This is a genomic window from Paenibacillus nasutitermitis (genome assembly GCF_014641075.1).
GTDB classification, from domain to species: domain Bacteria; phylum Bacillota; class Bacilli; order Paenibacillales; family Paenibacillaceae; genus Paenibacillus_Z; species Paenibacillus_Z nasutitermitis.
On sequence record NZ_BMHP01000018.1, the window covers coordinates 35345 to 47233 of the forward strand.

Consider the following 11889-nt stretch of genomic DNA (forward strand, 5'->3'; position numbering starts at 1 on the left):
TTGTCCCCTTCAAACTTGTATTTCTAAATCTATTCCAATAATAATGGCTTTTTTTCTATGGTTAGGAAGAAGCAGCATACTGATTCTATGTATATGTGAATGCTGCTTGAAGAGCATCACGAATGATCCGTTTTAATTTAAAATCCCTGCTCTTGATTTGTCCATTACCCGCTCCCGGGCTGGCTGTTATTCGTTCCGCTTTCATTATGGAGATCCGGTTCAGTACCCGTATCAGGATTGGAATTCGTTTCGGAATCCGGTGGATTCCCTTGTCCATCTGCAGAGCCGGGGTCGGAAGGGCCTGCAGAACCTGCGTCCCCTCCGCCTGCGTTGTTTGCTGTATGATTGCCTGTTCCAGCTCCAGATGAGCCGTCTGTACCTTCATTTGTTCCTGCATTAACATCTCCGGGATTATCCGAACTGCCTGTTCCGCCATTCCCCGTATCATTGTCTTTCGTTCCTGTCGGACCCTCTCCGGCCGGCGGGTCGTTTCCGCTCCCTGGAGGAGCAGTTGCCAACGGGTTTTCTGCAATCTCCACGGTAATATTCATCGGGATCGTACTTGTCAATTCCACAAAGCTCGGCAGATGAACCTCAAGCGGCACAATATGGCTTCCCGGTCCCAGGCCGTTCAAATCGGCGATGATCTGCACATCCTTGGCGGTAACGCCAGCAAGGACGCTTGTCGAGCCTCTGACAGGCACATCGACCATGCCCTTCTCCGGAGCCGTTATCTTGGCGGTAAGCCCATCAGACAGACTGATAAAGGTCACCTTCAGCTGTGTCAGCGTTTTGACGGATACGGGTACAAGCGTGTACTTGACCGTCACCTTCGAAGGTTCCACGGAAACAACGCCTTCTGGCGGAGGTATGTCGAGCTCAATCGTACCTGATTGAGACAATTTCGACAAGTCCACTTTGAGTCCATCATAAAAATCAACCTTGTCGAGCACGTTTTGCGGTCCATAAATAGATATCTGCTCAACGCTTGCCGTGAACGAGTCCATTGCATTCCCATCCGGGAGATTACCGGTTAATCCAATCTGCAGCGGGATTTTTTTGACGGGCATCGTTATCGGAATTTCCACTTCGACAACGCTAGGCGTGGCAATGGCCTCCGTCATTTCCTTCCCGTTTTTGTCCAGAACAATCACTTTGACCTTTTTCTGGTTAATGGTCGCTTCCTCGCCGTCGACAGATACCGTTGCACCCACGAAACCTACATCATTCATGACATCCTCGGGGAGCGTAACATGGACACGTTTATTCGGCTTCACAATAGGCGTACCTGGCTTGTACCCGTTCTTCGGTTCGCCCTCCGTCTTCACCTGTATCTCAAATTCCTTTGTAATCATCCGCTCCAGCACAACCGTTACTGTACTCGGCTGCTTGGAGACAACCTCTACACCGTTGGGCTTGCTGATGGTAATGGGGAGCACCTGGCTGCCTTCCTTAGCCTGACTCACATCGACTGTCACCTGAAAGTCGTCGGGAGCCGTCTGCAGCAACGTAGACTTGGTAGCCCGCACCGCCAGTTTAACAGCCGACGGCTCCACCAGACGCAGTGCATAGTTGTTCTCATCAAGACCCACAGCATTGACCTGCACAGCCTCATATTCTTTGACTTCCGTCAACGAGGCAACCGAATTGGGCGACCGTTCCGAATCAAAATGGACCACTGCCCATAGCAGAATTCCGATCGCAAGCGAAATAATTTTCAGCGCGGTCGGATGACTCAGCCATTTATCCATTCTGTTCGCCCCCTTTCCGTTTCCAGAAAGGCCGTCTCATTTTAGTATTCTCCTGTGTCTTCGGATTCGGATTAAGCTCCTCAAACAGTTTGGATATCAATGATTCTTCCTTAATATCGCGCACAATCATGCCACCTACCGCCAGCGAAACCTGCCCGGTTTCCTCTGATACGATAACCGAGACCGCATCGCAGACCTCCGAAATGCCAATCCCGGCGCGATGCCGGGTACCAAGCTCTTTGCTGATAAAAGGGTTCTCGGACAATGGCAAATAACAGCCCGCTGCCATAATCTGATTTCCGCGCACAATTACCGCACCGTCGTGAAGCGGCGCATTGGGAATAAATATATTCATCAGCAGCTCAGAGCTGACCATGGATTCCATCCGAATACCCGACTCAATATAGTCGGATAGACCTGTACTTCGTTCGAATACAATCAATGCCCCGATTTTGCGTTTTGCCATATAGTTCACCGCTTTAATTAATTCCCCAATCCGCTCGCTCACATCGCGCTCCACAACGGATGAACGGGCAAATAATTTCCCCCGCCCCAACTGTTCCAATGCGCGCCGAAGCTCCGGTTGAAAAATAATCAGCACCGTTACGACACCAAAGGTGAACATTTGGTTCATCAACCATTTAAGCGTATATAAATTAAGCCAGGTACTGATGGCCCAAGTTCCAACCAGTACGAGTATTCCCTTGAGCAGCTGAACCGCTTTGGTGCCGCGTACAAGGATGATTAATTTGTAAATAATATAACTGACAATGATAATGTCAATTATGTCTTTGATCCAGTCTTTCCAAGTCAAATCTGCAAAATAACTCATACGTCAGCCCCCAACAACCAATTGCACAGGTCCTCTATACCTTATATCGGTTACTTAACCTTATTATTTTCTAGAAAAGAAGGACGAAATCCTTTTTTTAAGCAAAGACTTTATCAGAACTTTAGTATACCCTGATTTTCTGTTTTGACAAAATCCTATATCTTTTCTCAGGGAAATCTTTCTAGGGTGTATATAAAAAAACCTCCCGCGTAAGGGAGGTTGGGGCTTCAATAAGCCAAGCTGCTGATCGAATGTGAAACTTTATACCAGAACCAGTTAAGCGCCTGGTCAATTGTTTTCACTTTCCCCGAGATATGAGCCGTTGAGGCTTGATAAAGAGAGCCTTCAATTACGGTTACATCTCCGTTCACTTCGCCGAGCACATTGGCTTTTCCATTCTCTATCGTTATACTCCCATTCACATGTGCGCCTGCCGGAATTGTAACGGTGTCCCCTTCAATAACAACTTGATTGAGATCAGATCCCCGTACCGTCAAGTCGGTATTTTTTTCCCACATGGCCAGCGCACTCGAGAACATCACAAGCGCAAAAACAGCAGCTACCGCAACGGCAGGGTGGCTCCGAACCCATTTAATCCAGTTGGACCGGGTTCTCTTGACCGGCGGCAATGCGCTCATGATCCGCTGATTAAGCTCAGCCGATTGCGAGGCTTCGATCGGGGGACTGTAATCCATTAATTTATGTGTGAGCGCTTCGGTACGCTCCAACTGCTCGAATCGCGCCTTACAATCCGGGCAGGAGAGCAAGTGTTGTTTTAGCTGCAAGATATCTTCGCGGGGAAGCTCGTCGTCTAAATAGTCATGCATCCATACAATGGCGACATTGCAGTTCATAGCAGCCATTCCTTTCTTCAGTGTAACTGACAGCAGTATACGATACGTGCGACCGACGAGGATGTTTCACTTTTTTTAAATCTGCTGCATTTTCCCTTGTCCCGGACTCGCTATAGCTTATGCTCCAGCTTCTTGCGAAGGTACTCACGGCCGCGGTGCACGCGTGTCTTCACAGTTGTAACCGGCATTTCCAGCACATCACCGATCTCCTGCAGGGACATTTCCTGAAGATATCTAAGAACCATGACCGATTTATATTTCGCCGGTAGCGTCTCGATCGCCTGGTGGATGATCCGCTGCGTGTCCGACAGCAGCAGCTCGCTTTCCGGCGTCCGGTTGTCGCTTGGAATCATCGCATAGCCGTCCAGACCTTCATGCTCTCCGGATTCGGCGTCTAGTGAATAAATCGGCTTCCTCTTGCGAAGCCGGTCAATGCACAGATTTGTGGTTATCCGGTAGATCCAGGTTGAAAATTTCATGGAATCATCATAACGATCCAAGTTTTTATAAACCCGCAGAAATGCTTCCTGAACAACATCTTCGGCTTCCTGACGATTGTAGAGCATCCGGTAAGCCATATGATAAAGCTTGTCCTGGTACATGTCGACGATCTCCGAAAATGCCCGCTGATCGCCTTTTAGAGCCAATTGCGCTAACCGCGCCTCAACTGATTTCACCGTTTCTCCTCCAGACACGCCGCAAGTCCCAACTTGATGAAAGTTGAGAAGCGCGGCTGCACCGATCCCTGCAAGGATCGGATCCCAACCTTACTTGCTTTATGCCACAAATGCGGCCGACTTCGCCCTTAGCTCATATCTATAAACCGGCCAGTTCTTATTTGGGGGAATAAAAAAAACCGGACGCGGGGCAGAGGACTCCTGCCGCCCGGGCGTCCGGCCCTTCATGTGAGTATTGTCGGTAATCGATCTGTTGATCAGCCTGTATTGCGAAGTCCGGCAGCGATGCCGTTAATCGTCAGCAGCACTTCCCGCAGCAGTTCCGGATCATCCTCTTCTCCGCGGGCGCGCGACTCGCGCAGCTCAAGAAGAAGCTGAACCTGCATGTAGCTGAGCGGATCCACATAAGGGTTGCGCAGGCGGATAGACTCCTGTATAACCGGAACATTATCCAGGATTTCGGCTTGACCTGTTATTTGTAGAATGAGCGAAGAGGTCCGTTCATATTCCTCTTTAATTTGTGTAAAGATGCGTTCGCGAATTGTACTCTCGCTGATCATCTCCGCATATTCCGCCGCGATCTGCAAGTCTGCTTTGGCCAGCGCCATCTGCAGATTATCGATCAGCGATGTGAAAAACGGGAACTGATCATACATCGCGCGCAGCGTTTCCAGTCGATCCTTGTCACCTTGCACATAATCCTGCAGGGCTGTACCCGCGGCATACCAGGCAGGCAGCAAATAACGGCTTTGCGTCCAGGCGAATACCCAAGGGATAGCCCGCAGGTCTTCGAAACGGTCACTGTTCTTGCGTTTCGATGGACGGGAGCCGATATTAAGCTCGCCAATCTCCGGCAGCGGCGTCGATTCCTTGAAGAAGGTCAGGAAGTCCGGGTCGCGGAAAATCAGGTCCTGATATTTACGCAGAGCGGTTTCGGAGATACCTTTGGAGATCTCATCCCACTCTGCGACATCCGCAGCCTCCTGCTCCGGATATCTTGCCAGCCGGGCCGCGGTCACAAGAGCCCATGTTGCCTGCTCCAAACTGCGGTAAGCAATGCCCTTCATGGAATAACGGGAAGACAGCACTTCTCCCTGCTCCGTGATTTTGATTCCTCCGCCTACGGTGTGCGGAGGCTGTGCAAGAATGCTGCGGTTCAGCGGCATACCGCCGCGCCCAAGCGCACCGCCGCGTCCATGGAAAAACTTCAGCTTGACGTCGAATTTTTTGGCTGCAGAGGTGATGGCGTTCAGGGCTACCCGCAGCTCCCAGTTGGCTGTAACCGCGCCGCCGTCTTTGTTGCTGTCGGAATAACCCAGCATAATTTCATGCAGGTTGCCTCTGGCTTCAACGGCCTGGCGATAAACTGGCAATGCAAAGAGCTTCTCCATGATGTCCGGCGCCTCATGCAGATCGTCAATCGTCTCAAACAAAGGAACGGCTTGCAGCGTACAGCGAACTTTACCGTCGTTTTCCTGACGGAACAGGCCAACTTCCTTGGCGAATACCATCACTTCCAGCATGTCGCTTGCCCCTTGTGTCATACTGATCAGATAACTTCCGATACAATTCACGCCGAATTCCTGCTGGGCACGGTAAATCGTGCGGTACACATCCAAACATTCCTGAGTCCCTTCCGAATATTCAAAATGCGGGGAAGTGAGCGGACGCGGATCCTTCAGCAGACGGTGAAGAAGGTCGATTTTCTCCTCCTCGTTCAGCGCGCCGTAGTTCTCGACTATATTCATATTGGACAGCACTTCCGACATCGCATTCTCATGCTCTTGGCTGTGCTGACGCACATCAAGGGCAGCAAGATGGAAACCGAACAGCTCCACTTGGCGGATCAGTTTGCGAATATGGGTATCTGCCACATAATCGGCAAAATGATGGCGCAGGCTGCGGTCGATTACAAGCAAATCCTCTTTCAACTCTTCCGGGCTGTTGTAACGCAACTGGGAATGCTTCAACGCGTCATTATGTGTATTGACAAGCTTCTCCAGCATATAGCACAGCTTGATTTTGTAAGGTTCGTTCTCATTGCGCCACAGCTCTACTGCGCGCAGTTCCAGATGCTGGCGGTCTTTCTTAATGGATTCCACCAGTTCCGCGGAAACCGTAACGATATTGGTACTGAAGCTCAGCTGCCCCATTAATTCACGAAGCAGCTCATCGTATTTCTCCAGCACAAGCTCACGTTGAAGCGTCAATGTCTCCCATGTGACATTAGCCGTTACAGAAGGGTTGCCGTCACGATCACCGCCGATCCACGATCCAAACCGCAGATAAGCGGGAACATGCCAGCGTTCTTGCGGATAATACTTATCCAGACAGCGCTCCAGCTCCTCATAGACGCTTGGAAGCACTTCAAACAGCGTCTCATCGAAGTAATACATGCCATTGCGGACTTCATCAATGACAGTCGGCTTACGGTCACGCAGCTCATCTGTTTGCCATAACGTAAGCACTTCGTTCAGGAGCTTCTCTCGAAGCTTCTCGCGTTCGCGGTAGGTCAGTGTCGGATTGTCCAGCTCCATCACTTCGTTAGCAATACGCTGATGAATATCCAGTACGGCACGCCGTGTAGCTTCCGTAGGATGAGCGGTCATGACAAGCTCAAGGGAGATGCCCTCAATCATTTCCTTCACTTCATCCACAGCAATCCCTTGTTCGCGGAGTACCTGAACGGCACTCTCAATAGAACCGGGCTGAACCGTTTCCCCTGCGGACCGTTCGTAATCCCGTTTGCGCCGAATCCGGTGATTCTGCTCGGCGATATTAACCAGTTGGAAATAAATGGCGAAGGCCCTTATGACCTGATGACGGATTTCCGGATTCAACGCATCGATAACCTGTTTAAACTCGTCAAAAAGCTCCGGCAGAAATTCTGCACGCAGCGCTTTGCTCATCTCCCGAATTTTCTCCACGATTTCAAGCAGCTCATGCCCGCCTTGATGAACGAGCACATCGCCCAGGATGTTACCCAAAAAGCGAACGTCACGCCGCAATAAATTGTTTGAGTGCGGCCGGTTGACCGCCAATTGTGTCGATTCTTGTTCAGACATCTTGATCCTCCTCAGATTTCACTTCAAGTAAAATCTATTCGTAAGTATATTTACCACACGCACAAAAAAAACAACCAGAGACGGTTCCTGGATTTTCAGCTTCATACTATCACGATTCACCACAAATATAACCTCGCGAACGGTTTTTGACTTTTATTATCATACTACAAATTACGGGACGGTTGAAGCTTTTTCATACGTCTGTCGAAAAATCCCGTTTCATCCGAATGATGCCAAATAAATAAAAAAGAAACCCTGAGCACAGGGTTTCCGGTTATTTGATTATGGAGCGGGTGATGGGAATCGAACCCACGCTATCAGCTTGGAAGGCTGAAGTTCTACCATTGAACTACACCCGCGCAGAAATGGTCGGGACGACACGATTTGAACATGCGACCCCCTGGTCCCAAACCAGGTGCTCTACCAAGCTGAGCTACGTCCCGTTAATGATTTCTGCAAGTTATGAAAATGGCGTGCCCGGAGAGATTCGAACTCCCGGCCTTTTGATTCGTAGTCAAACGCTCTATCCAGCTGAGCTACGGGCACTAATTATGGAGCGGAAGACGGGAATCGAACCCGCGACCCTCGCCTTGGCAAGGCGATGCTCTACCGCTGAGCCACTTCCGCATGTTTTGTGTCAGTCGGCTTATCTCAAGCGCGACAAGTAATAATATATCATGCCCCTAAGAAGAATGCAAATATTTTTTTGAAATAATAATATTCAGATTATTCAAAAGCTATATTCCCAGTTATATCCACATAAAGGAACGCTCAATCGTGTTATGCACATTTATTTAGGGGCCTATTGTATAAGAAAATAGCAGCCGTATACCCATCACATATGGACAACCCCTTCATAGAAAAAGACAGCCAAACGCGATTAACGTTTTGGCTGTCTGTGATATTCCCGATAAGCCGCTATAGAAGCCCGTCAGAGCGGTTTAACGGATCCGGATGGTATTAACCCCCTGCTGCGGCCATTAAAGGCATCTCAACCTCTTCCTGCGCGTTCTTCAGTACTGCCGCATGTTTATCCTTGCTTGCCAGGGAATATGGCAGGCAAAGCGGCAATCCGGTGCGGGGATCCGGGATGATATCTGCTTCTATGCCAAATACGTCGCGCAGCACCTCCGGCGTCATAACCGTTTGAGGCGATCCCTCGCCGGATACCTTGCCCGATTTGATCGCAATCATATGATGCGCGTAGCGCGAAGCATGATTCAGATCATGCACAACCATAATGATCGTCCGGCCTGAGCTCGCATTAAGCTCCTGAAGCAGCTCCAGCACTTCGAGCTGGTGGGCCATATCCAGAAAAGTAGTCGGCTCATCGAGAAACAGCATATCCGTTTGCTGGGCCAGTGCCATGGCGATCCAGGCACGCTGACGTTGACCGCCGGATAATTGATCAATCGGACGCTCAGCAAATTCGGCCATCCTTGTCGCTTCGATGGACCATTGAATAATGGAACGGTCATCCCGAGTCAAGGAGCCAAAGCCTTTTTGATAAGGAAATCTGCCGTAGGAAACAAGTTCCGATACGGTCAAGCCATCGGGAGCGGTCGGATTTTGCGGCAGAATGGCAAGCTGTTTCGCCACTTCTCGCGTCGATTGTTTGTGAATGGATTTGCCGTCAAGCATTACAGCACCGGCAGCCGGAGACATGATGCGTGCCATTGTTTTCAATATCGTCGATTTCCCCGAGCCGTTAGCCCCTACAAGTGCTGTTATTTTGCCCTGCGGAATGGCCACATTCAGATTCTCAACAATCATCCTGTCATCGTACGCGATATTTAATTGCGATGTCGTCAACCGAATCACTAAAATCCGCTCCCTTCAAACCACTGCATTTATTTGATAGTGATAATTATTCTCACTTTATTCTATAAGAATGATAACCATTCTCACACCATTCGTCAAGAGATGTTTTCACATTCCTTTTACAAATTGGGCTTTTCTAGTCTGCTTATCCCTTTTATCTTTGTCCATTATGGATATTTAGACACATTCCTTGGAGCAAATAGCTAATGAGCTTGACAGAGCAGTGAATATCCGATATCTTTATTTTATTCCGACCGTTCGGTATAAATAAAATTAGTTATCATTTCTTGAAACGGAGAAGCGCACAACATGCCAAAAGTAGGAATGGAGCCCCAGCGTCGAGCGGAGGTAATCAACGCTACCCTGGTGTGCATCAGCAGACATGGGATAGACGGCATGACTCTGGATAAGGTCGCAGAGTATGCGGATTGCTCAAAAGGTGTTGTAACTTATTACTTTAAGAATAAGGATAATTTGATTATTGAAGCTTTGAAGTCGTTCCTGGCCTATTACGGGTTGAAAATCGGTTCTCAAATTCAGCTAACGATGACACCCGAGGCTATGATCGATGTAACCTTGAGGAACATTCTCCCGCCTTATAGTGAGAAAGCACGAGGGGCACTCAATGTTTCAAATCAAGAGGGTGCTGAAAAAATGTTTATCTCGTATGAGGATCAAGGTAAGCTATTTCTTCATTTCTTTTCTAAAGCCATACTGGATCCCCGTTTACAAGAGGTTCTTTCTGCAGGATATAAGGAAGATATGAAAGGTATCGCGAGAATCTTTGATCATGGCAATATTCTTGGGAATATGAAGGTGGATGACTCGAATTCTGCTGCATATGGCCTGCTCGCTATGGTCGTGGGGCTAAGCTTCTTTAGAGTCGCAAATATTCAGCCAATGAGCGGTGAAGATAATCGATATATCTGTGAGGACTATGTCAATAAACTAACCGGAGGATCATGATGAACGTAACAAAGATAAAAGAGAATGATGTTGAAATTGCGGTGATAAGCGGTAGCGAGATGCTGATAACGGATGTCCAGTCGGCATTGGATTTGATTGCAACCGTTAATTATGAAACTGGCTGTAACCGGATTGTTTTGAATAAGTCGGCTGTCTGCGAGGATTTTTTCAACTTAAAAACACGGCTTGCCGGAGATGTCTTGCAAAAATTTATTAACTATCACATAAAGATTGCGATCGTTGGAGATTTTTCCGGATACTCAAGTGAAAATTTGAAAGATTTTATCTTTGAGAGTAATAAAGGGAAAGATTTATTTTTCTTGTCGGATGAAAAACAAGCTCTTGAGAAATTGAGCACCCGTTAGCTATGGAGACGAGGAGGGCCTTTGCAGAGTGTCAGATGCTTTAGAGAGCCAATTGAACTACCCAATGATCAACATCCCCTGTGGAGAGATAGAATTAAGAGATGACCGGACAAGAAGGATATGGAAAGCCGAAATAAAACCGTTCCTGCTTGCTCCATATCCGGTAACCATGGCGTTATATGGCTCGATTACAGGGAAATCCTCCCTATCCGTTGACGGAAATCAAAAGCCGGTTGTAGATGTTTCATGGAATGAAGCCATCCTCTTATGCAATCTGCTTTCGCAAAGAGCGGGATTGAAGGACTGTTATACAATAGACAGTTATAGCGAAAAAGTCATCTGTGACTGGGAAGCAGACGGCTATCGTCTTCCTTCGGAAGCAGAATGGCAGTACGCTTGTAAAGCAGGAACTGCAGGATATAGATACGGAGAGATTGACAAGATCGCCTGGTATAAGGGGAATTCAGCAGGTGAAATTCATGCAGCAGGAATGAAGGAACCGAATGCATGGGGGCTCTATGATATGATCGGAAATGTCTGGGAATGGTGCTGGGATCTTTATGATGTGAACGTATATGGAGCTTACCGAATATTTCGTGGCGGGAGCTGGGCTGAGGAGGAAAGAGGCTGCGGAGCTACATGTCGCCGTCGCAGTCACCCGGCCTTCTGCATCGATGATCTTGGGTTTCGCCTTGCCCGGTCTTTATAAAGGGCTGGGGAATGTGATACACGGCACCACGCCTACCTGCGAATTAAATAGCAGACAATTAAAAAACCTCTAAGATCATTTCTGATCCTAGAGGCTTGTTTGTCATTAGTGGTGCGCGTAGAGGGACTTGAACCCCCACGTCGTGAAACGCCAGATCCTAAGTCTGGTGCGTCTGCCAATTCCGCCATACGCGCACGATTGTTGCAATTCCATTTTCAGCAGGTAGAAAATGGTGAGCCATGAAGGACTCGAACCTTCGACACCCTGATTAAAAGTCAGGTGCTCTACCAACTGAGCTAATGGCTCGAAATAAATGGCTGGGGATTCAGGGATCGAACCTGAGAATGACGGAGTCAAAGTCCGTTGCCTTACCGCTTGGCTAATCCCCAGCAGGATGGTGGAGGCTGACGGGATCGAACCGCCGACCCTCTGCTTGTAAGGCAGATGCTCTCCCAGCTGAGCTAAGCCTCCAAAAATGCAGTGGTGACCCGTAGGGGAATCGAACCCCTGTTACCTCCGTGAAAGGGAGGTGTCTTAACCGCTTGACCAACGGGCCGCGATAGCTGGCACTTCGGATTCCTTCCGAAGCTAGCTCAATGCCTTGTCCAATAAATGGAGCTCTCAACCGGATTCGAACCGGTGACCTCATCCTTACCATGGATGCACTCTACCTACTGAGCTATGAGAGCATGAATGGCTCCCCGAACAGGACTCGAACCTGTGACAACTCGATTAACAGTCGAGTGCTCTACCAACTGAGCTATCAGGGAACGGTTATACATCGGGTAACTTACACCCTGAAAACTGGATACGAACGTTTGCGAAACGTTTAGTGGTTGAATGTGTTAG

9 protein-coding genes and 11 tRNA genes are annotated in these 11889 nt (G+C 48.7%); 3 read left to right on the forward strand and 17 right to left on the reverse strand.

Annotated features, from left to right (window positions below; all coding sequences use genetic code 11):
• Positions 1-164 precede the first annotated feature (164 nt).
• The 10 genes from IEY46_RS35490 to IEY46_RS35535 all read right to left on the reverse strand — a co-directional run bounded on the left by IEY46_RS35490 (position 165) and on the right by IEY46_RS35535 (position 9000).
• Positions 165-1751 (reverse strand): CdaR family protein, encoded by a 1587-nt coding sequence (locus IEY46_RS35490; protein ID WP_189000951.1) that lies wholly within the window; start codon positions 1749-1751, stop codon positions 165-167.
• A complete protein-coding gene (gene cdaA / locus IEY46_RS35495) occupies positions 1744-2583 on the reverse strand; it encodes a diadenylate cyclase CdaA (protein ID WP_189000954.1) in 840 nt (279 codons plus the stop codon). The genes IEY46_RS35490 and cdaA overlap by 8 nt, the downstream gene beginning before the upstream one ends.
• 227 nt (positions 2584-2810) lie before the next feature.
• Positions 2811-3437, reverse strand: coding sequence for a zf-HC2 domain-containing protein (locus IEY46_RS35500; protein WP_189000957.1), 627 nt, complete (start codon positions 3435-3437; stop codon positions 2811-2813).
• Positions 3438-3547: 110 nt separating this feature from the next.
• Entirely contained in the window at positions 3548-4114 is a 567-nt protein-coding gene (gene sigW / locus IEY46_RS35505; protein ID WP_189000960.1) for an RNA polymerase sigma factor SigW, read from the reverse strand.
• A gap of 257 nt (positions 4115-4371) precedes the next feature.
• Entirely contained in the window at positions 4372-7179 is a 2808-nt protein-coding gene (ppc, locus tag IEY46_RS35510) for a phosphoenolpyruvate carboxylase (RefSeq protein WP_189000963.1), read from the reverse strand.
• A 285-nt stretch (positions 7180-7464) separates the two neighbouring features.
• Positions 7465-7538, reverse strand: a tRNA-Gly gene (locus IEY46_RS35515).
• Between the two features lie 7 nt (positions 7539-7545).
• Positions 7546-7622 (reverse strand) — tRNA-Pro (locus IEY46_RS35520).
• A 26-nt stretch (positions 7623-7648) separates the two neighbouring features.
• Positions 7649-7725: transfer RNA gene (locus IEY46_RS35525), tRNA-Arg, on the reverse strand.
• 6 nt (positions 7726-7731) lie between these two features.
• Positions 7732-7806: transfer RNA gene (locus IEY46_RS35530), tRNA-Gly, on the reverse strand.
• Between the two features lie 333 nt (positions 7807-8139).
• Positions 8140-9000, reverse strand: coding sequence for an ABC transporter ATP-binding protein (locus IEY46_RS35535; RefSeq protein WP_189000965.1), 861 nt, complete (start codon positions 8998-9000; stop codon positions 8140-8142).
• 309 nt (positions 9001-9309) lie between these two features.
• Between IEY46_RS35535 and IEY46_RS35540 the strand changes: the two genes are divergently transcribed.
• From IEY46_RS35540 to IEY46_RS35550, 3 genes are all read left to right on the forward strand, one after another.
• Complete coding sequence (locus IEY46_RS35540; RefSeq protein WP_189000967.1) at positions 9310-9966, forward strand: TetR/AcrR family transcriptional regulator; 657 nt, start codon at positions 9310-9312, stop codon at positions 9964-9966.
• The gene (locus tag IEY46_RS35545) at positions 9966-10331 is read left to right on the forward strand and encodes a DUF4180 domain-containing protein (protein ID WP_189000968.1); all 366 of its coding nucleotides are present in this window, start codon (positions 9966-9968) and stop codon (positions 10329-10331) included. The genes IEY46_RS35540 and IEY46_RS35545 overlap by 1 nt, the downstream gene beginning before the upstream one ends.
• A 64-nt stretch (positions 10332-10395) precedes the next feature.
• Positions 10396-11040 carry a formylglycine-generating enzyme family protein gene (locus IEY46_RS35550; protein WP_189000971.1) on the forward strand — a complete coding sequence of 215 codons (645 nt, stop codon included), beginning with the start codon at positions 10396-10398 and terminating at the stop codon, positions 11038-11040.
• Between the two features lie 109 nt (positions 11041-11149).
• Here IEY46_RS35550 and IEY46_RS35555 read toward each other — a convergent pair.
• From IEY46_RS35555 to IEY46_RS35585, 7 genes are all read right to left on the reverse strand, one after another.
• Positions 11150-11234, reverse strand: a tRNA-Leu gene (locus IEY46_RS35555).
• 36 nt (positions 11235-11270) lie between these two features.
• A tRNA-Lys gene (locus tag IEY46_RS35560) sits at positions 11271-11346 on the reverse strand.
• Positions 11347-11354: 8 nt separating this feature from the next.
• Positions 11355-11429, reverse strand: a tRNA-Gln gene (locus IEY46_RS35565).
• 6 nt (positions 11430-11435) lie between these two features.
• A tRNA-Val gene (locus IEY46_RS35570) sits at positions 11436-11511 on the reverse strand.
• A 10-nt stretch (positions 11512-11521) separates the two neighbouring features.
• Positions 11522-11596: transfer RNA gene (locus IEY46_RS35575), tRNA-Glu, on the reverse strand.
• A gap of 57 nt (positions 11597-11653) precedes the next feature.
• A tRNA-Thr gene (locus tag IEY46_RS35580) sits at positions 11654-11729 on the reverse strand.
• A 5-nt stretch (positions 11730-11734) separates the two neighbouring features.
• A tRNA-Asn gene (locus tag IEY46_RS35585) sits at positions 11735-11810 on the reverse strand.
• Positions 11811-11889 lie beyond the last annotated feature (79 nt).

Excerpts from the sequence above, each read along its gene's own strand:
- ppc (WP_189000963.1), bottom strand. The coding sequence starts at position 7,179 with ATGTCTGAACAAGAATCGACACAATTGGCGGTCAACCGGCCGCACTCA.
- IEY46_RS35540 (WP_189000967.1), top strand. The coding sequence starts at position 9,310 with ATGCCAAAAGTAGGAATGGAGCCCCAGCGTCGAGCGGAGGTAATCAAC.
- IEY46_RS35500 (WP_189000957.1), bottom strand. The coding sequence starts at position 3,437 with ATGAACTGCAATGTCGCCATTGTATGGATGCATGACTATTTAGACGAC.
- IEY46_RS35550 (WP_189000971.1), top strand. The coding sequence starts at position 10,396 with ATGATCAACATCCCCTGTGGAGAGATAGAATTAAGAGATGACCGGACA.
- cdaA (WP_189000954.1), bottom strand. The coding sequence starts at position 2,583 with ATGAGTTATTTTGCAGATTTGACTTGGAAAGACTGGATCAAAGACATA.
- IEY46_RS35490 (WP_189000951.1), bottom strand. The coding sequence starts at position 1,751 with ATGGATAAATGGCTGAGTCATCCGACCGCGCTGAAAATTATTTCGCTT.
- IEY46_RS35545 (WP_189000968.1), top strand. The coding sequence starts at position 9,966 with ATGAACGTAACAAAGATAAAAGAGAATGATGTTGAAATTGCGGTGATA.